Source organism: Sulfitobacter sp. UBA1132, from assembly GCF_002311545.1.
In the GTDB taxonomy this organism is placed as follows: domain Bacteria; phylum Pseudomonadota; class Alphaproteobacteria; order Rhodobacterales; family Rhodobacteraceae; genus Sulfitobacter; species Sulfitobacter pontiacus.
In genome coordinates, this window is record NZ_DCAN01000006.1 from 20533 (window position 1) to 44266 (window position 23734).

Genomic DNA, 23734 nt, shown 5'->3' on the forward strand with positions numbered 1-23734 from the left:
GGCTGTCGATGACCTCCTTGATTGATGTCATCTTTCTGCTGCTGCTGTTCTTTATGCTGACCTCGACCTTCTCGAAGTTCTCCGAGGTGCCGCTGGCCGCTGCCGGTTCGGGCGCGGTCGCGCAGGCCAGCAATGCCAAGCCGGTGTTCTTGCAGCTTGGCCCCGATACCTTGCGTCTGAATGGCGACGAAATCGCATTGGACGCGCTGGCCGGATCATCCTTGGCCGAGGCCGAGACAGGCACCGTGCTGCTGGTCTCGCTCGGGGCGGATGTGGATGCGCAGCGGTTGACGGATGTGCTGGTCAAACTGCGCGAGATGCCTGCCTTGCAGGTGTCGGTATTGGGGGGCTGACAGATGCGCCGATTTGCCAAATCCAAACCGCAGCGTGAACCGACCATCGCGTTGATCAATATCGTCTTTCTGATGCTCGTCTTCTTCATGGTCGCGGGCACGCTGGCGCAGCCGCTGGACCCCGATCTGAAACTGGTCGAGACCCGCGCGCTTGAAGGGCAGGCCCCGCCTGACGCTTTGGTGATCTACCCCGACGGGCGGTTGACCTATCAAGGCGCGGCGCAGGTGGATGCCGCGTCCTATGTCGCCAGCCTGTCTGACGAAGACCGCGAGATCATACGCCTTGTGCCGGATCGCGCCTTGCCGGCCAAGACGCTGGTCGCGCTGACCCGCGACTTGCGCGCGGCGGGGGCGCAAAAGGTGATGCTCGTCACGCAAAGGGCACTGCAATGATTTCGCATTCTCCTACAGCCAAAGGGGTCTCTTTCGCCTTGGCGGTCGGGATCGTCGCGGGGGCGGTCACCATCGGGCTGCCGCAAGATGAGATCGCGATCGAAGGGGGCGGCGCGCCGGTCGAGGCGATGATGGGCAACAGTTTCGCGGATATGGCCGTGGGCACGCTCACGCCGGAACCGGCAGAACCCGCAGAGACGCCCGTGGCCGAGGCCCCCACCGCCGCAGAACCCCTGCGCCCCACCACAGCAGAGCAAACGCCGCCCGAGCAGGCCGAGCCGGTCACCCCGCCCGAACAAGCGCAGCCCGTGACCCCGCCCGATGTGGCAGCGGTGACGCCTGCGGCCCCCGCAGCACCCGCCGCCTTGGCACCCACACCGCTGGCCGTGCCCCCCTCCGAGAGCGCGCAAGTCGCACCGCCGCCTGAAACCCTGCAGGCGCAAGACCCCGACAGCGACGCCCCCGTCCTGTCGCGCCGCCCCATGCGCAAGAACCCTGAAACCGCAGCCAAGATCGCTGAGGCCCGCGCCAAGCAAGAGCAGGCAGAGCGTGAACGGCGCGCGGCAGAGCAGCAAGCCGCCAAGAAAAAAGCAGCGCAGCAAGCCGCCGCACGTGGCAATGCGCAGCGCAATGCGACCAAAGGGTCTTCGTCGGGTCAAAGCGCATCGGCCAAATCCACGAGCACCGGCAAACGCCAAGCCGCGGCATCGGCGCAAGGCAATGCCGCCGCCAGCAATTACCCCGGTCAGGTCATGCGCCGCATCTCGCGGGCGGGCAAGCCGCGCGTTCGCACCACGGGCACCGCGACGATCGCTTTTGCCATCGCCAGCAATGGCGGGTTGGCCTCTGTGTCAGTCGCACGGGGGTCCGGCTCTGCCGCGCTGGACCGGGCGGCGGTATCGGTGATCCGCAAGGCCGCCCCTTTCCCGCGTCCCCCCGCTGGCGCGCGGCGTCAGTATTCTATCAAGATCAAAGGGCAATAGGCGGGGCGTTCAGCCCCCTGCGCCTTGCTTGAAGTGCAGCCGTCGCGGCGGCATCAGCCCTTATATACTGGCCATTTCCGCCGGATTGGTGCCCTGCAAGCTGTTGTTTCCCATGGTAAAAAAGACCGGTAATTTTTCTTGGTTACCACCAGTATAACGTAAACACGCCTCAAATCTGCCGTTTTCTCCGCCGATTAACTGTCCGGTAATCAACAGGTAGAGTGCGCCGACATGCTCAAAGTAGCCCATACGATCCATCATGATCACGACCTTGGTCTCGTGCTTCTGGCGGGGCTGCTTTGCGCCTTTGGCTGCTGGGTGGTGTCGCGTTTGTATCAGCACGCCTTGGGGCGACCGCGCAGGCAGGCGCTGATCTGGTACTTCCTCACGGCGATCACGGCGGGCGTTGCGGTCTGGTGTACGCATTTTATCGCAATCCTGGCGTATCAGCCTTCGGCACCGGTAACCTTTAACCTACAACTGACCTTTGTCTCGCTGTTGATCGCGATTGCAGGGTCGACTGTGGGCATCATGGTAGCGGGCATGTTCCGGTCGCTCGCGAGCACGATCATCGGCGGCACGATCTTTGGCGTTGCGGTATCGGCGATGCATTACACCGGCATGGTGGCCTACCGCGTTGAAGGCGTGGTGACCTGGGACCGTGGCTACCTCATCGGGTCTGTTATTCTGGCGGTGGTCCTGTCGACTGCCGCGCTTTATCTGGGCAGCCGCAGGGCACGGTGGAGCGGGCTGCAAATGACGGGCGTCCTGACGCTCGCCATCATCGGGCTGCATTTCACCGGCATGGCCGCGTTCAGCGTGGACTGCATCGGGCTGAAACCCGGCTATACCAATCCCGAAGAATACAAGCTGCTGGCACTGGTGATCGCGGGCACGGCGACGACAATCACCCTTGGCGGTCTGTTCACCTATTTCATCGAAAACCGGACCCGCATGGAAAGCATCGAGGAGTTGCGCAAGGCCCGCGACGCTGCCGAAGGGGCGAGCCGCGCGAAATCCGAATTCATGAGCGTTCTCAGCCACGAACTGCGCACGCCGCTGACGATTGTGATCGGCTATGCGGGCTTCCTGACCAAGCTCAAGACCACGACCACGGCCAAACTGTCACCGGGTGAGCCGATCACCGAAAAACACTATAATATCATCGGGGATCAGGCAGAGCTTTACGGCCAGCGCGTCAAATTCGCGGGCAACCACCTGCTGACGATCATCAACGATATTCTCGACTATACCAGCATCGAGCTGAACGACATCAAACTGGCCAAGACCACATTCCCTACACGGGCGCTGCTGGCGCAGGTCGAGGACCAGTTTCAGGGCATGGCGCAGGGCAAGGATGTGACCCTGCATATCCCCGACGGCAGCCTTGACGTGATCGCCGACCGTGGCCGCTGCTTGCAGATCCTGATCAATCTGGTGGGCAATGCGCTCAAGTTTTCCAAGGGCAAGGATATCTTCCTGCGGGCCGAAGTGGACGGCGGCGGCTTCCGCTTCGAGGTCGAAGACAATGGTGTCGGGATGGAGCAGAAAGATCTGGAATCGATCTTCCAGGCCTTCACCCAGATCGAAAGTGCCGACAACCGGTCAGAAGGCGGTACAGGGCTCGGGCTGGCGATCTGCAAAAAGCTGGCGCTGGCGCATGGGGGCGATATCTCGGTCTCCAGCACGGTGGGCAAGGGCACCAAATTCTCGGTCTTCTTCCCGCATAGTCTGGTGAGCACCGGCCGCCCGTCGCAGTCTTTCGCGGCAGCCGCCTGACCGAATAGGGCCACCCCCGAAACAGCAAGGGCCGCAGCGTGATGCTGCGGCCCTTGCTGTATGTGCAGATCAGCGCCTAGCGTTTCAGCAACGGGGCCACGCCAGAGGACAACATGAACAGCACCGCCGCGACGCTGACGATGCTGGGCCCCGTCGGCGTGTCGAGCGTGAAGGACGCGGCCAGCCCGCCCAAGGCGGCGATCATCCCGATGATGCAGGCCGTCATCGCCATGACTTCGGGCGTGCGGGCAAACGGGCGGGCGGCGGCGGCGGGGATGATCAGCATCGCCGCGATCAGCAGCGCGCCAACCACCTTGATGGCGACCGCAACCGTTACCGCCAGCGCCAGCGTCAAAATCAGCTGTTCACGGCGCGGATTGACCCCGCTGGCCGTCGCCAGATCAGGGTTCAGCGTGGACGACAGCAATGCCTGCCAGCGCCAGACCAGCAGCGCGATCGACAGGACGGCGCCGCTCCAGATGATCGCAAGATCGGTCTTGGTCACGGCCAGGATCTCTCCGAACAGATAGGCGCTGAGGTCGACACGCTGGTTCGGCAGCAGCGACACCGCGACAAGGCCGATGGCCAATGCCCCGTGGGCCAGCACCCCCAGCAGCGTATCCGTGCCCAGGCTGCGCCCGTTCAGGGCCGTCACGATCAGCGCCATCGACAGGGCCACCAACAGCACCCCCGCGAAAATCGGCAGCTCGAACGCCAAGGCCAGCGCGACCCCCAGCAAAGCCGCGTGCGAGGTCGCATCGCCGAAATAGGCCATGCGCCGCCAGACGACGAAACAGCCCAAAGGCGCGGCCGCAAAGGCCACGCCAATACCGGCAAGCCCGGCACGTATCAAAAAGTCATCAAGCATCTTGGTCCCCATGGGCGTGGTTGCAGCCGGCACCATGGGTATGGCCCTGCGCATGGTCGTGGCTATGATCATGTGCATGATCATGCGAATGCGAATGTTCGTGCCGGTAAAGCGCCAGCGCCCCTTGGGTGCCAGTGCCGAACAACGCGCGGTATTCCGGCGCATCGGCGACGATCTCGGGGGTGCCTTCGCAGCAGACATGACCGTTCAGGCACAGCACCCGATCCGAAGCCGCCATCACCACATGCAGATCATGGCTGACCATCAAGACGGCGCAGCCCATGTCGCGGCGGACCTCTTCGATCTGACGGTAAAACGCGGCAGAGCCGGGTTGATCCAGCCCCTGCGTCGCCTCGTCGAGGATCAGGATATGGGGTTTGTTCAGCAGGGCGCGTGCCAGCAACACGCGCTGGAACTGGCCGCCCGACAGGTCGGTCATCTGCTTTTTCGCCAGATCCGTGACCCCCGCCTGCAGCAGCGCCTGCGCGATGGTCTCGCGGGGCTGGCGGCGGGGCAGGTTCAAAAAGCCATGCACCGTCAGCGGCAGCGTCGCGTCGATTTGCAGCTTCTGCGGGACATAGCCGATGCGCAGGTCCGCAGCACGGGTGATCGTCCCCGACGCGGGTTTCAGCGCGCCGATCAACGCCCGCAGCAAGCTCGACTTGCCCGACCCGTTGGGGCCGACGATGGTCACGATCTCGCCGCGCTCAACGGCGATATCAACGTCGCGCAGCACCGTTTGCCCGCCAATGCGCAGGGTCAGATTCCGGGTGGCGATCAGGCTCATGCGGTGGCTCCGTCCTGACAGGAAGGGCAGAGGCCCTGCGCCTCGATCACCGTGCGTTCAATCTGGAACCCCGCCGCGCGGGCCGCATCGCCCAAACGCCCTTGGGTCAGCGTCGTGTCGCTTTCGGCAACCGATTGGCAGCTGCGGCAGATCAGGAAGGCCGGCGTGTGATCGGCACCGACGTGGCTGCAGGCGATATAGGCGTTCAACGCCTCGATCCGGTGGGCAAGCCCCGCCTTCACCAGAAAGTCCAGCGCGCGATAGGCGACGGGCGGCTGCGCCCCGAGCCCTTCGGCAGAGAGATGCCCCAGAATATCATAGGCCCCCAAGGCGCGGTGTTCGGCCAGCAGCAGTTCCAGCACGCGGCGACGTATCGGTGTCAGCCGAAGGTCCGAGGCCGCGCAACGCGCCTCTGCGGCGGCCATCGCGTCGTCGACACAGGCCCCGTGATCATGCGTTTCAAATCCAATGGTCGACATATTTCGCCTCCGTAGCAGGGTTCGGTGTTGATATGTTATAACGTGTAATCTATCAAGGTTATAGTATAACATTAATAGGAGCCCGCCAATGCGCCGCCTGCTTTGCACAACCCTTCTTTTCTCTGCCGGTCTGGCCCATGCAGAGGTGCCCCGTGTCGCCACCGATATCGCGCCAATCCATTCGTTGGTGACTATGGTCATGCAGGGTGCAGGCAGCCCCGATCTGATCATCCCGCCCGGCGCGTCACCCCACAGCTATGCCATGCGCCCCAGCGAGGCGCGCGCCGTGGCCAAGGCCGATCTGGTAGTCTGGGTCGGTCCGTCGCTGGCTCCGTGGCTTGAAGAGCCGATGAGCAGTCTGGCGCAGGGGGCCGAACGTCTGACCTTGCAAGACGTAGAGGGTATCCGCCTGCTGACCAACCGCAGCGGCGTTGCGTTCGAAGCCCATGATCACGGGGATCATGAAGGGCACGATGATCACGACGGTCATGATGATCACGCGGGGCACGATGATCACGAAGGGCACGACCATTCAGCTCACGAAGGTCATGGCGACCACGAGGATCACGATCACGGCGCGCATGAAGACCACGACCATGACGCACATGAAGAGGCAGACGCCCACGAAGGGCACAATCATGCACCCGGCGCGCTGGACCCGCACATCTGGCTTGATCCGCAGAACGCAATCGTCTGGCTGGATGCCATCGCTGCAAGCTTGTCCGCGCAGGACCCTGAAAACGCAGCGCTTTACGCAGATAACGCTGCGCAGGCCCAAGCGCAGCTGGTAGATCTTCAAGCCGATATTCAGGCCGAGCTAACGCCGCTTCGGGGGCAGAAATTTGTCGTCTTTCACGACGCCTATCACTATTTCGAAGCCCGCTTTGATGTCGAGGCAAGTGCTGCGATCTCGCTGAGCGATGGGGCCGCCCCCAGTGCCGCGCGTCTGGCCGAGGTGCGCGATGTGGTAAAGGACACGCAGGCCGCCTGCGTCTTTACGGAGCCCCAGTTCAACGCCGGTCTGGTCGACGCACTCCAAGACGGCACGGCGCTGAAATCCGCCTCGCTTGATCCGATTGGCGCCGCGCTTGAGCCGGGGGTGGATATGTACCCTGCTTTGCTGCGCGATCTGGCCGCAGCCTTTAGCAGCTGTCTGGCAAAGTAAGCCCCGCTTTGGGCGTCAAAGCGACGCCCAAAGTTGAAACAGCAGCCCCGAGGCAAATGACCCTGTCAGTGCGATCCCGATATACAGCGCGAAGACAGGGCGTTTGACCAAGGCCCAGACGGCAATCGCCGCGGGCAGGGAGGTCACCCCGCCCGCGACCAGAAACGACAGACCCGCACCGGGGGCCATGCCCTGTCCGATCAGCCCGCCCACCAGCGGCAGCGCGGCATAGCCGTTCAGATAGGCCGGCACCCCCACCAAGGTCGCGATCCCGATCGGGGCCAGCCCGCTGCCGCCAAGGGCGCGGGTCACCAGCTCTGCGGGAATCCACGCCAGCATGAGGCTTTCCAGCAGGAAGGCCAGCGTCAGCCATTTGGTCAGGAAGATCGTGGTCTTGGCGGCCTCGCGCAGGAATTTGGCGGATCGCGTCTTGTCGTGCCAGAAGGCCCAAACCACGGGGTGCGATGTGCGCACCTTCGACGCGCCGCAGCCGCCATTGCCCACGCCGTCGCGCAGCGGGTCGGTCAATGCACCCGCGCGGGACAGCAGATGCACAATGATCCCGCCAAACACCCCGAGCCCGACGGCCGCGATGGTCTTGGCCACCGCGAACTCCACCCCCAGAACGCCGGTGGTCAACACGAACATCGACGGATCCATGACGGGCGAGGCCAGCCAGAAGGCCATGACGGCAGACAGGGGCACCCCCATCGCTAGCAGCGCCGCGATCAAGGGGATCACCCCGCATGAACAGAAGGGCGACACCCCGCCGGCCAGTGCTGCAATGGCGATCATCACGGCGGGTGATCCGGTAAAGGCCCGCGCGATCAGTCCGTCGGCACCCGTGGCTCCCGCGTAGGCGGCAACCGCGATGGACAGGATCAGAAACGGCGCGACATCCAGCAGGTTGGTCGCGGTAAATTGCACGCTGGTCACGGCAAGCGGCGCATCAAGGGCTGCGACCGCGGCCAGCACCGCGATACAGACCAGCCACACGCGTTCTTGCGTCCAGATGTGATGGGCCAGCGACCTGAGCGGGCTGCGTTCGGTGTGGGGCAGGTCGGTCATGCGGCGGTCTCCTTCAAAAGTGAAACACCGGTGCAGCATTCTGAGGTGAGAAATGAAAGCGTCGCCCGCATCACGTCGAAATCGACGCGGTTGACGATGTTGCGCCCGTCGCGGCGCTGGATGATCAGCCCCGCATCGACCAATGCCCCAAGGTGATGGGCAAGGGTGGAGGGGGCCGCATTGAGATGGGCACCGATCTCCCCCACCGTCAGCGCGTCTTCACCGGCGCGGACAAGCAGGCGAAAGATCGCGAGGCGGGTATCATGGCCAAGGGCGGCGAGGGCGCGGGCAGTTGTTTGATGTTCTGTCATGCCATCAAACAAAACTATAAAACTAGTTTTGTAAAGATGATTCGCATTTGCCGGAGCGACAAAGAAATTGCGCCCAAGGGGGGGAACCCTTGGGCGCAGAGATTTTGAAATGAATTTGGTTGGAATAGGGTCGGGGCGTCAGACGGCGATCTTGCCGCCGCCCTGTTTGGTGACCACAACCACCGCAGGGCGCGGGGGCATCTTGGGGTCGAAATCGGGCCAGCGGGTGGCGGGATCTTCAAAGGTGCTTTCACGCTCGAACCCGGGGATGTTCTTGGTCCCGTCCGTGCCGGGGTGTTGCACGGCGACAAACAGCGTCTCGCCGTCGTCGGTAAAGTAGGGGCCGCACATCTCTCCGCCGACGGGGCAGCGGAAGAACAGCTTGGACGTGCCGCGTGCCTCGCCTTCGGTTTCGACCGCATACAGCCCGTCCGACTTGCCCGTCTTGGCCCAGTTGCTGCCCTGATCCGTGCTGACCCACAGGCGGCCATCTGCGTCGATCGCGCAGTTGTCGGGGCTGCCGAACCACCCGTTTTCAGAGGTTTCGGGGTTCCATTGTGCGCCCACGTCCGACACCGACGGATCGCCGCATTTCACAAGGATCGACCAGCGCCCCTGCGTCGCCGCGTGGTTGCCGCCGTCTTCCTTGATCTCGATGATGTGGCCAAAGCTGCTGTCGGCGCGCGGGTTGGCGGCGTTCACCTCATCCTCTGTGCGTTTTGTGTTGTTTGTCAGCATGATATAGGCCGTGCCGTCACCACGGGGCTGCGCGTCTTCGGGGCGGTCCATCGGGGTCGCGCCCAGCAGATCGGCCGCGATCCGCGTGTCGATCATCACGTCGCCTTGGTCATTGAAGCCGTTTTCAGCCGTCAGCGGGCCTGTGCCGTGGGTCAGGGGCAGCCAGGTCACCGTGCCATCTTCGTCAAAGCGCGCGACATAAAGCGTGCCGTCGCTCAGCAGTTTGGCATTGGCCGCCCGGTCGTCCGAGACCTTGCCCCCCGAGACGTATTTATACTGGTAATCAAAGCGGTTGTCGTCGCCCATATAGATCACCAGACGCCCGTCACTGCTGACCGTGGTTTCCGCACCTTCGTGGCGGAAGCGGCCCAAAGCGGTGTGTTTGACGGGGGTAGAGGTCGGGTCCATCGGGTCCACCTCGACCACCCAGCCGAATTTATTGGGGGCGAGGGGTTCTTTATCGATGTTGAAACGGTCGTATTGCGCGCCCCAGGCGTACCACATGCCCGGCACGCCATAGCGTTTGTAGGACGCGGCTTCGGGATGGTCATCGGCGATCACGGGTTTGCCGTCGGCGTCGAGCTGGTCGCTCCAGAAATAGCCGTGGAAGTTCTCCTCGGCCATGAGCCACGTCCCCCAAGGGGTCAGCCCGCCCGCGCAGTTGTTCAGCGTGCCGATCACATTCACCCCGTCGGGGTCGTCGTTGGTCTTCATCCGCGCATGGCCCGCGGCGGGGCCGTCGATGGTCATCGCGGTGTCCAGCGGGGTGATGCGGCGGTTCATCTTACCGTCGCGCACCACTTGCCAGACCCCGGCGTCGTCCTTGGCGATCTCGACCACCGAACCACCGTGGGCGGCCATTTCAATGTCGATGAGCGCGGGCGTCATGCCGGAAAATTGCGCGCGGTCCTGACGGCCAAGACCGGGGAACATCACCTCTTCGTTGGTGTATTCGTGGTTCACACAAAGTAAGCCACGGCTGCCATCGTCATTCAGCGGGACAAAGCCCACGTAGTCATTGTTATAGCCGAACTGCTTGAGCTGCGCCGCCGCGGTCTGGTTCATCACGTCGAATTCGGGCGCGTCGGCGGTGATCGGATCGCCCCACCGCAGCAGCACATTGGCGTCATAGCCGTCGGCCACATGATGGGTTTCGTCATTGCCCCATGCCAGTTCGTCAAAGACATAGCGGCTGTCGGCGGTGGCGGCACTTGCCTGACGCGGCGCGACCATTGCCGAGGTGCCGAACAATGCGGTTGTCGCCGTGACCCCCAGCATGCCGCGCAAGATGTCACGGCGTCCGTAGCGCGCGTTGATCACATCGCCGATGGTGCGCTGCAGATTGGGGTTGGTGGGGATGTCGTCGAAGGCTTCAAAGGCTTCGGCCTTATTGCCGATTTCGGGATCATCGAGGATTTGGCGACGTGTCATGGCTATTCCTTTATTGTGTCGGGCAGTGCCTCTGGCATTGCGTTTGGCGAGGTGACTCGCGGTTGCGCCTTATGTCGTCGCGATGTGCTACAAATGTGTTCCGCTTTGATGACAGTTCTGTGACAGGGCGCGCGGCGGTGGGCCGTATTGCGCGCCACCCTAGCGCAGGAACGGGCAGGATGTGGGCGAAAATCGGCTGCCGGTATCCGCAGCACAGATCAGCGGGGCAGGGCGGTGGCGCGGGGCCAAATCCAAAGCCAAGGGGATGATCGGTCCTGCCCCCCTTGAACCCCCTAGGTGGCGCGATTAATCTTAAGCCAAGGTTTCGCGGGTATGGTCCGGCGAACGGCAATATCAGGCAGGCTTTATGAACGATCCACATGATACATATATGAACACGCTGGTCCCTATGGTGGTTGAACAAACCAGCCGGGGCGAACGTGCGTACGACATCTTCTCGCGTCTGCTGAAAGAGCGGATCATTTTCCTCAACGGGCCTGTGCATGACGGCATGTCTTCGCTGATCGTGGCGCAGCTTCTGCACCTCGAGGCAGAGAACCCCTCAAAGGAAATTTCCATGTATATCAACAGCCCCGGTGGCGTTGTGACCTCTGGCCTGTCGATCTACGACACGATGCAGTACATCAAACCAAAGGTGTCCACGCTGGTCATCGGGCAGGCGGCATCCATGGGGTCGCTGTTGCTGCAAGCGGGCGAAAAAGGCATGCGATTCTCGTTGCCCAACAGTCGCGTTATGGTCCACCAGCCCTCCGGCGGGTATCAGGGTCAGGCGACGGACATCATGATTCACGCGCAGGAAACGCAAAAGCTGAAAACGCGCCTGAACGAGATCTATGTCAAACACACCGGCCAGCCGCTGGAAAAAGTCGAAGCAGCGCTTGAGCGTGACAACTTCATGTCGCCCGAAGAAGCCAAAGACTGGGGCCTGATCGACGAGATCGTCGAGAACCGCGGCAAGATGGATGATCCTGATGCGCCAAAAGATGGCGACAAAAAAGGCAAGTAAATAAGGCGTGCGTGGCCCGTTATTTTGCGATTGTGGACCACGCACCGCTGGCCTAAGCTGGCACCGAGCAAAAAAATATATAGATGGCTGCCCTATGGCGGACACGATCAAACGACAGACCTGAAAGGGTTGAAATGGCTAATACTTCGAGCGGCGACAGCAAGAACACACTTTATTGCAGCTTTTGTGGCAAAAGTCAGCATGAGGTGCGCAAGCTGATTGCAGGTCCGACTGTCTTCATTTGTGACGAATGTGTCGAACTTTGCATGGATATCATCCGCGAGGAAACCAAAGCCTCGGGGCTGAAAGCCACCGATGGTGTGCCGACCCCGAAAGACATCTGTGATGTTCTGGACGATTACGTGATCGGGCAGGCGATGGCCAAACGGGTGCTGTCGGTTGCCGTGCACAACCACTATAAACGTCTGAACCACGCCCAGAAGGGTGGGGACATCGAGCTGGCGAAATCCAACATCCTGCTGATCGGGCCCACGGGCTGCGGTAAGACGCTGCTGGCGCAAACGCTGGCGCGTATTCTGGATGTGCCCTTTACCATGGCCGATGCGACGACACTGACCGAAGCGGGCTATGTCGGGGAAGATGTTGAAAACATTATCCTCAAGCTGTTGCAGGCGTCCGAATACAATGTCGAGCGTGCACAGCGCGGCATCGTCTATATCGACGAAGTTGATAAAATCACGCGCAAATCCGAAAACCCCAGCATCACCCGTGATGTAAGCGGCGAAGGCGTGCAGCAGGCCTTGCTGAAACTGATGGAAGGCACCGTGGCCTCTGTCCCGCCGCAGGGCGGGCGCAAGCATCCGCAGCAGGAATTCCTGCAGGTGGATACCACGAACATCCTGTTCATCTGCGGCGGCGCTTTCGCCGGTCTGGACCGGATCATTGCCGCGCGCGGTAAAGGGTCGGCGATGGGCTTTGGTGCCGATGTGCGTGATCAGGATGCCCGCGGCATTGGCGAGATTTTCACCGACCTCGAACCGGAAGATCTGCTGAAGTTCGGCCTGATCCCCGAATTCGTGGGCCGTCTGCCGGTTCTGGCGACGCTCGAGGATCTGGACGAGGACGCGCTGGTCACCATCCTGACCGAACCGAAGAACGCGTTGGTCAAACAGTACCAGCGCTTGTTCGAGATCGAGGATACGCAGCTGACCTTTACCGATGACGCGCTGTTGGCCATCGCGAAACGCGCCATCGAACGCAAAACCGGTGCCCGTGGTCTGCGCTCTATCCTCGAAGACATCTTGCTGAACACGATGTTCGATCTGCCCGGCATGGACAGCGTCACCGAGGTGGTCGTGAACGAAGAGGCGGTGACCTCTGACGCGGCACCGCTGATGATCCACGCCGACGCCGAGAAAGAGCCTGCAACCGCCGGCTAGGCATCGCCTGCATGTTATCTGATCAAGGCGCGCCAGCGATGGTGCGCCTTTTTCGTATCTGGCAGGGGGCCGCCGCTTTGTCGCTTGACCTTCGCAAGGGCAGGCGCTTTGACAGGGGCAGGCATGTCAGACAAGAGGCGCATCATGACAAGACGTATTTTTTCCGGCGGTGAATTCGAAGCCAAGATCGGCTACTGCCGCGCCGTTGTGGCGGGGGGCTTTGTCCATGTGGCGGGCACTGTGGGGCAGGGCGATACCGTGACCGACCAGTGCCGCGCCGCCCTTGCGACCATCGAAGGAGCCCTGCGCGAGGCAGGCTGCACCATGGCGGATGTGGTGCGCGTGAACTATTATCTGCCCGACCGCGCAGAGTTCGAACCCTGCTGGCCGATCCTGTCAGAGGTCTTTGGCGACGCACCACCCGCCGCGACAATGATCGAATGCGGGCTGATCGACGACAAATACCGCATCGAAATCGAAGTCACCGCCTGCCTACCCGGCTGAAAACCGCGGCTATGTGCCCCGAAGCCCGCTAGACCTTTGCGCGGCCTTGGTGCATATATCCATCAAAGCTTCAGGAGACCTCTATGGGCATTCTCAACTCTCTTTTGCGCGGCGTGACCTGGTGGAACGGCCAGACGCTGAACACGCAACTGTTCACGTGGCGCAAGGGCATCAAGGTCGGCGAAGACGCCGAGGGCAATGTGTACTACCGCAACGCGGACAGCAGCAAACGCTGGGTGATCTTCAACGGCGAGATCGAGGCGACGCGCGTCAACGCGGATTGGCACGGCTGGCTGCACCATTCGTGGGATGAAACCCCCGAGGCGCGTCCGCTGGCGCATAAGACCTGGGAAAAGCCCCACCAAGAGAACCTGACCGGCACCGCCCTGGCCTATGCGCCCGCAGGATCGATCCGCCGCGAGAAGCCTGCGGACCGCGGTGACTACGAGGCGTGGCAGCCCGAATAAACGCCACACGCGCGCCCCGTGATCGGGCGCGCGCTGCTGCGGCGGCCCGGCTGTGCTGACGACGCCCTTTGACGTTCAAGGAACCCATGTGATGCGCAAGATATTGATGATGCTCGCCATAATGGCCGCACCGGTGCAGGCACAGCAGGTGGCCAGCGCTGAAGGCGGAGTTTTGCGCGCGCTCGACAAGGTATCGGGTGTGTCGCGTGACGTTGAAATGCGCCGCGGCGAAACCGCGCGCGTTGGCAATCTGAATGTGACAATGAACGAATGTCGCTATCCGTCGGGCAACCCTGCGGGCGACGCCTATGCCGAGCTCGAGATCGTCGAGACGGGCGACGAGAACCGGCTTTTTGCAGGCTGGATGATCGCCTCTGCCCCCGCGTTGTCGGCGCTGGAGCATCCGCGCTATGACATCTGGGTCATCCGCTGCACTACGTCCTGAGGGCTGGCCGCAGCGGGCGCTGTGAAATCTGCCGTTTTCATCAACGCCATCTCTAGCCGTGCGTGATAGGCCGCGCGGGTGATTTCTTGCGCGCCAAGGGACGCCAGATGCGGGGTCAGGAACTGTGTGTCGAACAGGGTAAACCCGCCGCGGTTCAACCGGTCTACCAGACAGGCCAGCGCGATCTTGGATGCGTTGTCGCGCCTTGAAAACATGCTTTCGCCAAAGAACGCACGCCCCAGCGTGACGCCATAGACCCCGCCCACCAGCATGTCATCCTCCCAGACCTCAAGGGCATGGGCATGACCAAGCGCGTGTAGCTGGGCATAAAGGCTAAAAATCTCGGCGTTGATCCAGGTGTCGGCGCGGTCGGCGCAGCCGGTGACAACGTCATTGAACGCGGTGTTGGTGGTGATGGTAAAGCGCGTGCGCCGCATCGCGCGCGCCAGAGACCGCGAGATATGGAACCCGTCGAGGGGAAATACGCCCCGACGCCGCGGATCGACCCAGAAAATCTCTGGGTCGTCGCGGTGTTCGGCCATGGGGAAAATCCCGATGGAATAGCCGTGTAATAACAGCTCGGGCGTGAGGTCAGGCATTGCCCAGGTTGGTTTCAAGCCAATGCTCTAGCCAGTGGATGTTATAGTCCCCTGTCAGCACGTCCTGTTCGTCCAGAAGCGCATGGAACAGCGGCACCGTGGTGTCGACCCCATCCACGATCAGCTCGCCCAAGGCGCGACGCAGACGCGCCAGCGCTTCGGGGCGGTCGCGCCCGTGGACGATCAGCTTGCCGATCAGGCTGTCGTAATAGGGCGGGATCTTATAGCCGTCATACAGCGCGCTATCCATCCGCACACCAAGCCCGCCTGGGGCGTGATACTGCGTGATCTTGCCCGGGCAGGGCGAGAAGTTCGGCAGTTTCTCGGCGTTTATCCGGACCTCGATCGCGTGGCCGTTGATCTGCAGGTCTTCTTGGGTAAAGGACATATCCATACCGGCTGCAACACGGATCTGTTCACGCACCAGATCGACCCCGAAGATGCCTTCGGTCACAGGGTGTTCCACCTGCAAACGTGTGTTCATCTCGATGAAGTAGAATTCGCCATTTTCATAGAGGAATTCGATCGTGCCGGCACCGATGTAGTTGATGTTGGCCATCGCATCGGCACAGACTTTACCGATCCGCGCGCGTTCTTCGGCGGTGATCGACGGGCCGGGGGCCTCTTCGAAAACCTTTTGGTGACGGCGTTGCAGCGAACAGTCCCGCTCGCCCAGATGGACAGCACGGCCCTTGCCGTCGCCAAAGACCTGAATCTCGATGTGGCGGGGCGTGGTCAGGTATTTCTCGATATAGACTTCGTCATTGCCGAAGTTCGATTTACCCTCGGCGCGGGCGGTCATGAAGGCACGTTCCATTTCAGCGGCGGATTGCGCTACTTTCATGCCCTTGCCACCCCCACCGGCGGTCGCCTTGATGATCACCGGATAGCCGATTTCCTCGCCGATACGCTTGGCGTCGGCCAATGTGGGCACGCCGCCGTCAGAACCGGGAACGCAAGGCACGCCAAGCTCTTTCATGGTGTCCTTGGCGGTGATCTTGTCGCCCATGATGCGGATGTGTTCCGCTGTGGGGCCGATGAAGGTCAGGTCGTGGTCTTCGACGATCTGCACAAAGCCCGCGTTTTCCGACAAGAAACCGTATCCGGGGTGGATCGCTTCGGCGCCGGTGATCTCGCAGGCGGCGATGATCGACGGGATCGACAGATAGGATTGCTGCGAAGAGGGCGGGCCGATGCAGACAGATTCGTCTGCCATGCGCACATGCATCGCATCGCTGTCAGCCGTCGAGTGAACGGCGACAGACCCGATGCCCATCTCGCGGGCCGCACGGATCACGCGCAACGCGATCTCGCCGCGGTTTGCGACTAGGATTTTTTTGAACATGGGTTTCGCCTTATTCCAGGATCACCAAAGGCGCGCCGAATTCAACGGCGGCGCCGTCTTCTACCAGGATCCGCTTGACCGTGCCGGAGCGTGGCGCTGGAATGTGGTTCATGGTTTTCATCGCTTCGACGATCAACAGCGTGTCGCCTTCGGAAACGCTTGTCCCGACAGAGATAAACGCGGGCGCGCCGGGTTCGGCTTGCATATAGACGGTGCCCACCATCGGAGAGACGACTGCGCCGGGGTGATCCGCCGGGTCGCTGTTGTCTGCGGCAGGGGCTGCTGCCGCTGCTGGCGCGGAGGCCGCGGGGGCAGGCGCTGCATATTGTGCAGGGGCCGACTGCGCCTGTTGCGGCGCGACGATTTGTTGTGGGGGTTTACGGCTGACGCGCACATTCAGGCTGTCATCCTCGGCGTAATCCCGCTTGACCTGCAATTCGGTCAGATCGTTTTCATTCAGCAACTCGGCGAGCGCCTGGATAAAAGCCACATCGGCGTCATGGGTGTTTTTTGTCATATTTTCCTCAGCCAGTCTAAGTCGATCGGGCGCTGCCTGTGCCCTTGAATTGCTGCCTTATAGGGCATGGGCGCAGCCATGAAAAGCAAGCAGTTGCCTAACGTAAGCTTGGCCGCGCAAAGCGCGGGATCGGGCAGCGGATCGGGGCGAGGGATATGGGGGATGTGACAGGGGGACGCGGGCGCGGGAAAATGCCGGTGTGAAACATATGTTTTGTCTGTTTTTCCCGCGCGCGTCGAGGCTTGGCCGTCAGATTGCCAGATATTCGGCACGCAGTTCGGCGTTGTTCAGCACCTCTTCGGCGGTGCCGTCAAACACCACGCCGCCGGTATCAAGGATCACCGCACGATCCGCGAGTTTAAGCGCACGCACCGCGTTTTGTTCGACCAGAATGGTGGTGATGCCTTGGGATTTGATCAGCGACAGGGTCTTTTCGATCTCGTCCACGATGACGGGGGCAAGCCCCTCATAGGGTTCGTCCAGCAGCAGCACCTTGATGTCACGGGCCAGCGCACGGGCAATCGCCAGCATCTGTTGCTCGCCGCCCGACAGGGTCACGCCCTCTTGCTTGCGGCGTTCCTTGAGGCGGGGGAACAACTCGTAGATGCGGTCAAGCGACCAGCCGATGGGCGGGGCGATCTGCGCCAGTTGCAGGTTTTCCTCGACCGTGAGACCCGCGATGATGCGGCGGTCTTCGGGGACCAGCGCCAGACCGTTGGCGGCGGCCTCGTGGCTGGCCATCTTGTGCAGCGGCTGGTGGTCCAGCCAGACCTCGCCTTTGCGCAATTCGGGGTCGCCGATCTGCGCGATGGCCCGCAGGGTAGAGGTTTTCCCCGCCCCGTTGCGGCCCAGAAGCGCCAGGATCTCGCCTTCGTGCACGTTAAAACTGACGCCCTGCACGATGTAGCTTTCGCCGTAATAGGCGTGGATGTCCCAGACCGAAAGATAGGCGGGGGCGGTAGCGGCGTGGTTGGCGCTGTTCGAGAAATCGGGTTTCGTGTTCATAGTCTTGTCCTTGCAAAGCCGTGGAAGCGGGGCGACGCGGGAGGGGGGAGCCCCCGCGCGTCAGGCGGCGTCCTGGGATTCGCCCAAATACGCCTCGCGCACCTTGGGGTGGCCTTTGATGTTGTCGGGGGTGTCTTCGACCAGCGGGGTGCCTTGGGCCAACACGGTGATCCGTTCCGCCAGCGAGAACACCACATGCATGTCGTGTTCGATGATGGCGATGGTGATGTCGCGTTCGTCCTTGATCTGCTTCAGCAGGTCGATGGTATTGTTGGTATCGGCCCGCGCCATGCCCGCTGTGGGTTCATCCAGCAGCAGCAGGCGCGGATCTTGCGACAGGCACATCGCGATTTCCAACCGACGTTTGTCGCCGCGCGACATAGAGGCCGCGTGCATATGTCGCTTGTCGGCGAGCTTCATCTCGACCAGCATCTCCTCGGCTTTTTCGATCACGTCACGCTGGCTCGACATGGCGGTGAGCGCGTTCATCTGGAACGCCCCGTCACGTTTGGCAAAACAGGGGATCATCATGTTCTCCTGCACGCTGAGATCACCAAAGATCTCGGGCGTCTGGAAAACGCGGGAAATCCCCATCTGGTTGATCTCGTAGGGTTTGCGCCCCAGCACCGACTGCCCGTCGAACATGACCGATCCGGTATCGGGGATCAGCTTGCCCACCAGACAGTTCAGCAGCGTGGATTTACCCGCCCCGTTCGGCCCGATGATCGCATGGACCGAGTTTTCCGCGACGCTGAGGTTCACGTCACTCAGCGCTTGCAACCCGCCGAAACGTTTGCCGACATTTTTGACTTCGAGAATGGCCATCTGTTCAGCTCCTTCTTATTCGGCTGGGGGTGTGTTGCGTTGTGCGGCGGCGTCTGCCTCGACCGATCCGGCGTTCCGGTCCTTGCGGCGGAACACGCGACCGATACGTTGACCGCCTTCGACCAGACCACCGGGCAGGAAGATCACGACCAGCATGAACAGCAGGCCCAGCGTCAGGTGCCAGCCCTTGCCCACAAAGGGGTGGATCAACATGATCAGCGTGTCTTCCAGCCCGTCGGGCATAAAGGCGAACCAACCGTGCAGCACGTTATCGTTGATCTTGGAAAAGATGTTTTCAAAGTACTTGATAAAGCCCGCGCCCAGAACCGGCCCCAGAAGGGTGCCCGCACCCCCAAGGATGGTCATCAGAACAACCTCGCCCGAGGCGGTCCACTGCATCCGTTCAGCACCGGCAAGCGGGTCCATCGCGGCCAGCAGGCCACCGGCCAGACCGGCATACATGCCAGAGATGACAAAGGCCGCCAGCGTGTAGGGTTTGGTGTTCAGGCCGGTGTAGTTCATCCGTTGCTGGTTCGATTTCACCGCCCGCAGCATCATGCCGAAAGGCGACCGGAAGACGCGGATCGAGATATAGAACGCCAGCAGCATGATCACGGCACACAGGTAATACCCGACCGAGAAGGTGAAGGACCACGCCCCGAAATCCAGCGTCGTCGCCGCATTCATCTGCGCCCCGAACAGATTGGGGTAGCTGGGTGCATTCGCCCCATCAAGGATACGCGGATCGCTCAGCGCGATTTGCAGGCCGGTTTCCCCGTTGGTGATCGGCGTCAGCACCGAATAGGCAAGGTTGAACGACATCTGCGCAAAGGCCAGCGTCAGGATCGAAAAGTAGATCCCCGACCGGCGCAGCGAGACAAAGCCGATCACGACAGAGAAGAGCCCCGCCACGATCACCGACAAAAGGATCGCGGGGATCACGTTCATCGACAAGAGCTTCATCATCCACACGGCAGAGTAGGAACCGACCCCCAGAAAGGCCGCGTGACCAAAGGAGAGGTATCCGGTCAACCCGAACAGAATGTTGAACCCGATGGCAAAGATGCCAAAGATCACAAAGCGTTGCATCAAGTCGGGATAGCCCGCGTTGAACTGCGCCAGCCCTGATCCGGCGGGGAAGGGGTTGAGGATGATAGGGGCGGCCATGGTCAGGAATGCCACCACCAACAGCAGGAGAAAGTCTTTTTTCGTGAGTGAGTGCATGGGTTATTCCTCCATCACGCCTTTGCGGCCCATCAGGCCACGGGGGCGTGTCAGCAAGATGAGTATCGCGACAACGTAAATGATGATCTGGTCAATGCCGGGCAGGATGTTCTTGACCTCGTTCATCGAGGCAAAGCTTTCCAGAATGCCCAGCAAGAACCCCGCCAGCACGGCACCGGGCAGCGACCCCATGCCGCCGACCACGACGACCACAAAGCTCAGGACCAGAAAATCCATACCCATGTGGTAGTTGGGCGAATTGATCGGCGCGTACATGACACCGGCCAGACCGGCGACCGCAGCGGCGATGCCGAACATGATGGTGAAACGTTTGTCGATGTTGATGCCCAGCAGACCGACGGTCTCGCGGTCGGCCATACCGGCGCGCACGACCATCCCGAAGGTGGTGAACTGCAAGAAGGCAAAAACGCCGCCGATGATCACGGCCGAGAAAGCAAAATAGATCAGGCGCCAGTAGGGGTAGATGATCGCATTGGGATCAAAGCCCAGCATCACGCCAAAGTCGAACGACCCGCGAAACGCCTCCGGGGCGGAGGTGGGGATCGGGTTCGCGCCGTAGAAATACTTGATCACCTCTTGCAGCACGATCGCCAGACCGAAGGTCACCAGAATCTGGTCGGCATGGGGGCGTTTGTAGAAGTGTTTGATCAACCCGCGCTCCATGACAAAGCCGATGGCCAGCATGATCGGCACGGCAAAGAGGATCGACAGGGGTACGGACCAATCCAGCATCCAGGCACCGGCGGTCTCTCCGAACCAGTCCTTGATATAGAGAATGTCCTCGTATTTCGGCTTGCCCAGAAAATCGACGCCGGAGGGTTCCGATGCCTTATGGCTGAGCGTGAAAATCTTGCTTAGCGTGACGGCGCAGAAGGCACCGATCATGAACAGCGCCCCATGGGCAAAGTTCACGACACCCAGCGTGCCGAAAATCAACGTCAGACCAAGCGCGATGAGCGCATAGGCTGAACCTTTGTCCAACCCGTTAAGAAGTTGCAAAAGAATGGCGTCCATCGCGGTGCCCTCGAATTTTTAAGAAGTGAAAGGCGGAAAAGCCCGCCGGCAAGGTAAGGCAGGGGGCGCCCCCTGCCTTAGACTTGATTTACGCGCCGGGGTTGCAGTCGCCCAACTCGCCGCCCGCAAACATCGGGTGGTCAGGTGCATAGGTGACCTGATCGGCTGGGGTGACTTCGACGATTTCCACGAGATCGAATTCATTCTCGGGGTTCTCTTTGCCGCGCACGACCACAACGTCCTTAAAGCACTGGTGGTCATCGGCGCGGTACAGCGTCGGGCCGTTGCCCAGACCGTCGAACTCGAACCCGGCAAGGGCTTCGCCGACGGCGCAGGGGTTGAACGAACCGGCACGGGCCACCGCATCCGCGTACAGCAGCGTCTGCGCATAGCAGGTCTGAGCCGCCTGGCTGGGGGGGAAACCGTATTTTTCGCCGAAGGACTGAACGAAAGCGTTTGTCCCTTTGTAGCGGTCGCCCATCTGGTTCTCGAGCTTCCAGTCCCAGTTCTGGGAACCGACGATACCGGTGATATTCTCACCCGCACCACGGGCCATCAGCTCTGAATAAAGCGGCACGACGATCTCGAAGTTCTTACCGTTCACCTGCTTTTCGCGCAGGCCGAACTGCACGGCGTTGGTCAGCGAGTTGACCATGTTTCCGCCGTAGTGGTTCAGGACCAGAACATCCGCACCGGAGTTCAGGACAGGCGCGATATAGGACGAGAAATCGGTCGCGGCGAGCGGCGTGCGCACGTCGTTGATGGTTTCCCAGCCCATGGCTTCGGTCGCGGCCTGAATGGATTCCTGCTGCGTCCAGCCCCATGTGTAGTCGGCTGTCAGGCTATAGACTTTACGATCATCGCCATAGAGGTTTTTCAGCACCGGTGCCAAAGCGGCAGCTGACATATAGGCGTTGAAGAAGTGGCGGAAGCCATTGGCTTTCTTGTCTTTACCCGTGGTGTCGTTCGAATGGGTCAGACCCGACATAAAGATCACGCCAGCCTCTTGGCACAGGCCCTGAACAGCAACAGCCACACCGGAAGACGAGCCACCGGAGATCATGATCGCGCCGTCTTTCTGGATCATCGACTGCGCCGATGCGCGGGCCGCGTCCGATTTGGTCTGCGTGTCGCCGGTCACGAACTGGACTTTCTTGCCCATGATCCCGTTACCTTCCAGCGCCTTAGAGCTGAAGGTGTTCAGCATACCGCCGTCGCCCTGACCGTTCAGGTGCTCGACCGCCAGCTCGAACGCGCGCAGCTCGTCTGCGCCTTCGTCCGCGTAGGGGCCCGATTGGGGTACGTTAAAGCCAAGCGTCACCGTGTCGCCCGTTGGCGCGTTGGTAAAGCCGGAATGCGCGGCCGCGCTAAGATACGTCGGCAGCGCCAGACCGGCCCCAGCAGCAGCGCCGGTTTTGATCACGCCACGACGCGTCAAGTTAGAAAATGACATGTATTTCCTCCCAAATGTTGAAATCACGGCCCGATTATTTTTCCGGGTCCATGATGCACAGAGGTGCAAATATGATATGAGAGGAAAACTGAAAACCGATCAACAAGCCCCTTGATAAAAACAACTATTCTGTAAATATATTCGCACAGATTGAGGGGGAGTTGTAAATTTAATGATATTGCAGCGCAGAAAGCCGTTGATAACGCGATATAATTCGCGCGGGGGTGCCGCGTGACCCGCGATGCGCTGACCGGCAGCCGTATCCGTGAACGTCGGGTGATGGCGGGGCAGAAACAGGCGGACCTTGCCAAGCGGATCGGCATCTCGGCCAGCTATCTGAATCTTATTGAACACAACCGTCGCAGAATCGGCGGGAAACTGCTGCTGAACATCGCCGCGGCCCTTGGGGTGGAGCCGACGGCGTTGACCGAAGGGGCCGAGGCGGCGCTGATCGCTACCCTGCGCGAGGCGGCGGATGATGCGCGGCTCAGCGGGCCGGAGGCGACCCGCGCCGATGAATTTGCCGGGCGGTTCCCGGGCTGGGCCGATGTGCTGGCCAACGCGCAGCGCCGGATCGCCACGTTAGAGCGTACGGTCGAAACCCTGACCGACCGGCTGGCCCATGACCCGCATCTGGCGGCCTCTATGCACGAACTGCTGACGACCGCTGCCGCGATCCGGTCCACCGCGTCGATTTTGGCCGATACCAAAACGCTAGAACCCGAATGGCGCGACCGGTTTCACATCAACATCGATCAGGACAGCCGTCGCCTTGCCGATAGCGCGCAGGCGCTTGTGGGCTATCTTGAGGCCGACCCCGAAATCACCCCCGCCGCCGATTCCCCGCAAGAGGAGGTAGAGGCGTTTCTGGCCGCACATCGCTATCGTTTTGCCACGCTCGAGGTCACGGAAGGGGATGCGGATGCCATCGACAAGCTGATCCAGACCGCCCCCGAACTGCAAAGCGTGGCCGCGCGTCACATCGCGCGCGATGTGTTGCAGCAGATCGCCATCGATGCCGAAGCCCTGCCGATCACGCGGCTGACACAGGCGCTTGACCGGCTTCGACCCGACCCCGTGGCGCTTGGTGCAGAGCTGCGCCAGCCCGTGGCCCGCGTCTTGCGGCGCATGGCGACGGTGCCGGAGCTGGGGGCAGGGCTGGTGATCTGCGACCGGTCGGGCACGTTGATCTTTCGCAAATCCATCGACGGTTTCGTCGTGCCGCGCTTTGGGGCCTGTTGCCCGCTTTGGCCGCTGTTCGCCGTTCTGGGCAGCCCGGGCATGGTGCAGAAACAACGGGTTGCGCAATTGGGGCGGGGCCATTCTGCCTTTGACTGTTTTGCCACCTGCGAGACGCAAAACGTGCGCGATTACAACGCGGTACCCTTGCTTCATTCGGTGATGTTGATCCTGCCCGCGGGGCCGGACAGCGCGCCCGCGCTTGATGTGGGGGCCACCTGTCGCGTCTGCCCGCGCGCGCAATGTCCGGCGCGGCGCGAACCGTCGATCCTGAATGACGGGGTATAGCGCGGG

General features: G+C 61.6%; 26 protein-coding genes. 11 read left to right on the forward strand and 15 right to left on the reverse strand.

From position 1 onward, the window contains the following. Positions 1 to 8 precede the first annotated feature (8 nt). The 3 genes from B4F27_RS03870 to B4F27_RS03880 are packed head-to-tail and all read left to right on the forward strand — an operon-like array spanning position 9 to position 1729. Positions 9 to 353: an ExbD/TolR family protein gene (locus tag B4F27_RS03870; RefSeq protein ID WP_074635128.1), complete on the forward strand. Its 345-nt coding sequence runs from the start codon at positions 9 to 11 to the stop codon at positions 351 to 353. A 3-nt stretch (positions 354 to 356) separates the two neighbouring features. Next, positions 357 to 746 (forward strand): ExbD/TolR family protein, encoded by a 390-nt coding sequence (locus B4F27_RS03875; protein ID WP_286758919.1) that lies wholly within the window; start codon positions 357 to 359, stop codon positions 744 to 746. Beyond that, positions 743 to 1729: a cell envelope integrity protein TolA gene (locus tag B4F27_RS03880; protein WP_286758920.1), complete on the forward strand. Its 987-nt coding sequence runs from the start codon at positions 743 to 745 to the stop codon at positions 1727 to 1729. Before B4F27_RS03875 ends, B4F27_RS03880 begins: the two co-directional genes overlap by 4 nt. Positions 1730 to 1789: 60 nt before the next feature. On the opposite strand, the gene B4F27_RS03885 is transcribed toward B4F27_RS03880, so the two are convergent. Then, positions 1790 to 1990 (reverse strand): hypothetical protein, encoded by a 201-nt coding sequence (locus tag B4F27_RS03885; RefSeq protein WP_286758921.1) that lies wholly within the window; start codon positions 1988 to 1990, stop codon positions 1790 to 1792. Here B4F27_RS03885 and B4F27_RS03890 point away from each other — a divergent pair. Continuing rightward, positions 1961 to 3508, forward strand: a complete 1548-nt coding sequence (locus tag B4F27_RS03890) for an MHYT domain-containing protein (protein ID WP_286758922.1) — start codon at positions 1961 to 1963, stop codon at positions 3506 to 3508. The genes B4F27_RS03885 and B4F27_RS03890 overlap by 30 nt on opposite strands. 76 nt (positions 3509 to 3584) lie before the next feature. Here B4F27_RS03890 and B4F27_RS03895 read toward each other — a convergent pair whose 3' ends face one another. Genes B4F27_RS03895 through B4F27_RS03905 form a run of 3 tightly spaced genes read right to left on the reverse strand, consistent with a single transcriptional unit; the run spans position 3585 to position 5642 of the window. Further along, on the reverse strand, positions 3585 to 4376 hold the full coding sequence (locus tag B4F27_RS03895) for an iron chelate uptake ABC transporter family permease subunit (RefSeq protein ID WP_286758923.1): 792 nt from the start codon (positions 4374 to 4376) through the stop codon (positions 3585 to 3587). Continuing rightward, positions 4369 to 5163, reverse strand: coding sequence for a metal ABC transporter ATP-binding protein (locus tag B4F27_RS03900; RefSeq protein ID WP_286758924.1), 795 nt, complete (start codon positions 5161 to 5163; stop codon positions 4369 to 4371). Before B4F27_RS03900 ends, B4F27_RS03895 begins: the two co-directional genes overlap by 8 nt. Beyond that, positions 5160 to 5642 (reverse strand): Fur family transcriptional regulator, encoded by a 483-nt coding sequence (locus B4F27_RS03905; RefSeq protein WP_005852777.1) that lies wholly within the window; start codon positions 5640 to 5642, stop codon positions 5160 to 5162. Before B4F27_RS03905 ends, B4F27_RS03900 begins: the two co-directional genes overlap by 4 nt. Before the next feature lie 88 nt (positions 5643 to 5730). On the opposite strand from B4F27_RS03905, the gene B4F27_RS03910 reads away from it, so the two are divergent. Beyond that, entirely contained in the window at positions 5731 to 6807 is a 1077-nt protein-coding gene (locus B4F27_RS03910) for a zinc ABC transporter substrate-binding protein (RefSeq protein WP_286758925.1), read from the forward strand. Positions 6808 to 6822: 15 nt separating this feature from the next. Here the strand turns inward: B4F27_RS03910 and B4F27_RS03915 are convergent, their stop codons facing one another. The 3 genes from B4F27_RS03915 to B4F27_RS03925 all read right to left on the reverse strand — a co-directional run bounded on the left by B4F27_RS03915 (position 6823) and on the right by B4F27_RS03925 (position 10355). Next, positions 6823 to 7875 carry a permease gene (locus B4F27_RS03915; RefSeq protein ID WP_286758926.1) on the reverse strand — a complete coding sequence of 351 codons (1053 nt, stop codon included), beginning with the start codon at positions 7873 to 7875 and terminating at the stop codon, positions 6823 to 6825. Beyond that, complete coding sequence (locus tag B4F27_RS03920; RefSeq protein ID WP_005852780.1) at positions 7872 to 8186, reverse strand: ArsR/SmtB family transcription factor; 315 nt, start codon at positions 8184 to 8186, stop codon at positions 7872 to 7874. Before B4F27_RS03920 ends, B4F27_RS03915 begins: the two co-directional genes overlap by 4 nt. Before the next feature lie 138 nt (positions 8187 to 8324). After that, positions 8325 to 10355, reverse strand: coding sequence for a PhoX family protein (locus tag B4F27_RS03925; RefSeq protein WP_184582373.1), 2031 nt, complete (start codon positions 10353 to 10355; stop codon positions 8325 to 8327). 367 nt (positions 10356 to 10722) lie between these two features. Between B4F27_RS03925 and B4F27_RS03930 the strand changes: the two genes are divergently transcribed. The 5 genes from B4F27_RS03930 to B4F27_RS03950 all read left to right on the forward strand — a co-directional run bounded on the left by B4F27_RS03930 (position 10723) and on the right by B4F27_RS03950 (position 14198). Beyond that, positions 10723 to 11382 (forward strand): ATP-dependent Clp protease proteolytic subunit, encoded by a 660-nt coding sequence (locus B4F27_RS03930; RefSeq protein WP_009826714.1) that lies wholly within the window; start codon positions 10723 to 10725, stop codon positions 11380 to 11382. 134 nt (positions 11383 to 11516) lie between these two features. Next, on the forward strand, positions 11517 to 12782 hold the full coding sequence (gene clpX / locus B4F27_RS03935; RefSeq protein WP_005852783.1) for an ATP-dependent Clp protease ATP-binding subunit ClpX: 1266 nt from the start codon (positions 11517 to 11519) through the stop codon (positions 12780 to 12782). 144 nt (positions 12783 to 12926) lie between these two features. Continuing rightward, complete coding sequence (locus B4F27_RS03940; RefSeq protein ID WP_005852785.1) at positions 12927 to 13286, forward strand: RidA family protein; 360 nt, start codon at positions 12927 to 12929, stop codon at positions 13284 to 13286. An 83-nt stretch (positions 13287 to 13369) separates the two neighbouring features. Further along, on the forward strand, positions 13370 to 13753 hold the full coding sequence (locus tag B4F27_RS03945; RefSeq protein WP_005852787.1) for an NADH:ubiquinone oxidoreductase subunit NDUFA12: 384 nt from the start codon (positions 13370 to 13372) through the stop codon (positions 13751 to 13753). Between the two features lie 91 nt (positions 13754 to 13844). Then, entirely contained in the window at positions 13845 to 14198 is a 354-nt protein-coding gene (locus B4F27_RS03950; RefSeq protein ID WP_005852788.1) for a DUF2155 domain-containing protein, read from the forward strand. On the opposite strand, the gene aat is transcribed toward B4F27_RS03950, so the two are convergent. The 8 genes from aat to B4F27_RS03990 form a co-directional block, all read right to left on the reverse strand. Then, complete coding sequence (gene aat / locus B4F27_RS03955; protein ID WP_278424485.1) at positions 14162 to 14797, reverse strand: leucyl/phenylalanyl-tRNA--protein transferase; 636 nt, start codon at positions 14795 to 14797, stop codon at positions 14162 to 14164. The two genes, B4F27_RS03950 and aat, sit on opposite strands and share 37 nt — an antisense overlap. After that, positions 14790 to 16142: an acetyl-CoA carboxylase biotin carboxylase subunit gene (accC, locus tag B4F27_RS03960; protein ID WP_037962751.1), complete on the reverse strand. Its 1353-nt coding sequence runs from the start codon at positions 16140 to 16142 to the stop codon at positions 14790 to 14792. Before accC ends, aat begins: the two co-directional genes overlap by 8 nt. Positions 16143 to 16152: 10 nt before the next feature. Further along, positions 16153 to 16659 carry an acetyl-CoA carboxylase biotin carboxyl carrier protein gene (gene accB / locus B4F27_RS03965; RefSeq protein ID WP_074635116.1) on the reverse strand — a complete coding sequence of 169 codons (507 nt, stop codon included), beginning with the start codon at positions 16657 to 16659 and terminating at the stop codon, positions 16153 to 16155. A gap of 249 nt (positions 16660 to 16908) precedes the next feature. Continuing rightward, positions 16909 to 17664: an ABC transporter ATP-binding protein gene (locus B4F27_RS03970; RefSeq protein WP_005852792.1), complete on the reverse strand. Its 756-nt coding sequence runs from the start codon at positions 17662 to 17664 to the stop codon at positions 16909 to 16911. 60 nt (positions 17665 to 17724) lie between these two features. Further along, positions 17725 to 18489, reverse strand: a complete 765-nt coding sequence (locus B4F27_RS03975; RefSeq protein ID WP_005852793.1) for an ABC transporter ATP-binding protein — start codon at positions 18487 to 18489, stop codon at positions 17725 to 17727. Positions 18490 to 18504: 15 nt separating this feature from the next. Next, complete coding sequence (locus B4F27_RS03980; RefSeq protein WP_009826720.1) at positions 18505 to 19713, reverse strand: branched-chain amino acid ABC transporter permease; 1209 nt, start codon at positions 19711 to 19713, stop codon at positions 18505 to 18507. Positions 19714 to 19716: 3 nt separating this feature from the next. Further along, complete coding sequence (locus tag B4F27_RS03985) at positions 19717 to 20748, reverse strand: branched-chain amino acid ABC transporter permease (protein WP_009826721.1); 1032 nt, start codon at positions 20746 to 20748, stop codon at positions 19717 to 19719. Between the two features lie 88 nt (positions 20749 to 20836). Beyond that, on the reverse strand, positions 20837 to 22201 hold the full coding sequence (locus B4F27_RS03990; RefSeq protein ID WP_005852796.1) for a substrate-binding protein: 1365 nt from the start codon (positions 22199 to 22201) through the stop codon (positions 20837 to 20839). Between the two features lie 231 nt (positions 22202 to 22432). On the opposite strand from B4F27_RS03990, the gene B4F27_RS03995 reads away from it, so the two are divergent. Further along, the gene (locus B4F27_RS03995) at positions 22433 to 23728 is read left to right on the forward strand and encodes a helix-turn-helix transcriptional regulator (RefSeq protein WP_286758927.1); all 1296 of its coding nucleotides are present in this window, start codon (positions 22433 to 22435) and stop codon (positions 23726 to 23728) included. The last annotated feature ends 6 nt before the right edge of the window (positions 23729 to 23734 follow it).

Bases quoted from the DNA above. Each gene is read 5' to 3' on its own strand.
- B4F27_RS03870 (WP_074635128.1), top strand. From the start codon at position 9: ATGACCTCCTTGATTGATGTCATCTTTCTGCTGCTGCTGTTCTTTATG.
- B4F27_RS03875 (WP_286758919.1), top strand. From the start codon at position 357: ATGCGCCGATTTGCCAAATCCAAACCGCAGCGTGAACCGACCATCGCG.
- B4F27_RS03880 (WP_286758920.1), top strand. From the start codon at position 743: ATGATTTCGCATTCTCCTACAGCCAAAGGGGTCTCTTTCGCCTTGGCG.
- B4F27_RS03890 (WP_286758922.1), top strand. From the start codon at position 1,961: ATGCTCAAAGTAGCCCATACGATCCATCATGATCACGACCTTGGTCTC.
- B4F27_RS03885 (WP_286758921.1), bottom strand. From the start codon at position 1,990: ATGATGGATCGTATGGGCTACTTTGAGCATGTCGGCGCACTCTACCTG.
- B4F27_RS03895 (WP_286758923.1), bottom strand. From the start codon at position 4,376: ATGCTTGATGACTTTTTGATACGTGCCGGGCTTGCCGGTATTGGCGTG.
- B4F27_RS03900 (WP_286758924.1), bottom strand. From the start codon at position 5,163: ATGAGCCTGATCGCCACCCGGAATCTGACCCTGCGCATTGGCGGGCAA.
- B4F27_RS03905 (WP_005852777.1), bottom strand. From the start codon at position 5,642: ATGTCGACCATTGGATTTGAAACGCATGATCACGGGGCCTGTGTCGAC.
- B4F27_RS03910 (WP_286758925.1), top strand. From the start codon at position 5,731: ATGCGCCGCCTGCTTTGCACAACCCTTCTTTTCTCTGCCGGTCTGGCC.
- B4F27_RS03915 (WP_286758926.1), bottom strand. From the start codon at position 7,875: ATGACCGACCTGCCCCACACCGAACGCAGCCCGCTCAGGTCGCTGGCC.
- B4F27_RS03920 (WP_005852780.1), bottom strand. From the start codon at position 8,186: ATGACAGAACATCAAACAACTGCCCGCGCCCTCGCCGCCCTTGGCCAT.
- B4F27_RS03925 (WP_184582373.1), bottom strand. From the start codon at position 10,355: ATGACACGTCGCCAAATCCTCGATGATCCCGAAATCGGCAATAAGGCC.
- B4F27_RS03930 (WP_009826714.1), top strand. From the start codon at position 10,723: ATGAACGATCCACATGATACATATATGAACACGCTGGTCCCTATGGTG.
- clpX (WP_005852783.1), top strand. From the start codon at position 11,517: ATGGCTAATACTTCGAGCGGCGACAGCAAGAACACACTTTATTGCAGC.
- B4F27_RS03940 (WP_005852785.1), top strand. From the start codon at position 12,927: ATGACAAGACGTATTTTTTCCGGCGGTGAATTCGAAGCCAAGATCGGC.
- B4F27_RS03945 (WP_005852787.1), top strand. From the start codon at position 13,370: ATGGGCATTCTCAACTCTCTTTTGCGCGGCGTGACCTGGTGGAACGGC.
- B4F27_RS03950 (WP_005852788.1), top strand. From the start codon at position 13,845: ATGCGCAAGATATTGATGATGCTCGCCATAATGGCCGCACCGGTGCAG.
- aat (WP_278424485.1), bottom strand. From the start codon at position 14,797: ATGCCTGACCTCACGCCCGAGCTGTTATTACACGGCTATTCCATCGGG.
- accC (WP_037962751.1), bottom strand. From the start codon at position 16,142: ATGTTCAAAAAAATCCTAGTCGCAAACCGCGGCGAGATCGCGTTGCGC.
- accB (WP_074635116.1), bottom strand. From the start codon at position 16,659: ATGACAAAAAACACCCATGACGCCGATGTGGCTTTTATCCAGGCGCTC.
- B4F27_RS03970 (WP_005852792.1), bottom strand. From the start codon at position 17,664: ATGAACACGAAACCCGATTTCTCGAACAGCGCCAACCACGCCGCTACC.
- B4F27_RS03975 (WP_005852793.1), bottom strand. From the start codon at position 18,489: ATGGCCATTCTCGAAGTCAAAAATGTCGGCAAACGTTTCGGCGGGTTG.
- B4F27_RS03980 (WP_009826720.1), bottom strand. From the start codon at position 19,713: ATGCACTCACTCACGAAAAAAGACTTTCTCCTGCTGTTGGTGGTGGCA.
- B4F27_RS03985 (WP_009826721.1), bottom strand. From the start codon at position 20,748: ATGGACGCCATTCTTTTGCAACTTCTTAACGGGTTGGACAAAGGTTCA.
- B4F27_RS03990 (WP_005852796.1), bottom strand. From the start codon at position 22,201: ATGTCATTTTCTAACTTGACGCGTCGTGGCGTGATCAAAACCGGCGCT.